This is a genomic window from bacterium, from assembly GCA_024226335.1.
In the GTDB taxonomy this organism is placed as follows: Bacteria; Myxococcota_A; UBA9160; order SZUA-336; family SZUA-336; genus JAAELY01.
On the sequence record JAAELY010000018.1, the window covers coordinates 1 to 609 of the forward strand.

The following is a 609-nucleotide window of genomic DNA, read 5'->3' on the forward strand; positions in this document are numbered from 1 at the left end:
ACTGCCCGAAGATGTCCGAGCGCAGAACGCGATCGAGAACATCCTCGGGAAGTACGACGGAAAACCCGAATCTATGGCCTCCGCCATATACGGGCTGCGCCAGAAGCAAACCGCGACAGCAGAAGAAAGAAACAAGTTCGAGTCCCTACTGAACGACAACTTCGAGAAGAGCGCCGACGGTGAGTTCGTGCTCCGAGCCGATGCCGCCGCAAAGCGTCTCGGTCAGGAGCGCGGGAACGGCTCCTCGCGGGCTCCCATTCAGGTCCCGCCGGTCGAGGCGGTCCTGAAGGCTGTAGAGCAGGAAGCCCGCGAGGTGCTCGCAACTCAGTACGAGTCGGAGCAGGTCGAGGAAATCCTCAAGGTCCAGGCGCCGCGCCTCAAGGCCGAGGCCGAATCGAAGATCGAGTTCTTCAAGGGTGAGATCAGCAAGCGCGAGAACGAACGCAAGGTGGTTGCGGGGAACATCATCCGGGACCACCTGTCGAAGCACCCCGAGCACAAGGATGTCATGCCGCAGGTCGCGGAGCTCCTCGGAGGGCTCCCCAACGACGAAGCGCGGACAGAGGCCATCATCGGGAATTGGTTCGGCGGTATCGGAAGACTCGCGGG

The 609-nt window shown here is 61.9% G+C and carries 1 protein-coding gene; it reads left to right on the top strand.

Translation table 11 applies throughout. The features are described 5' to 3' along the window. The coding region (locus GY725_00805) for a hypothetical protein (GenBank protein ID MCP4002709.1) at positions 1 to 609 on the top strand (609 nt) is incomplete at both ends.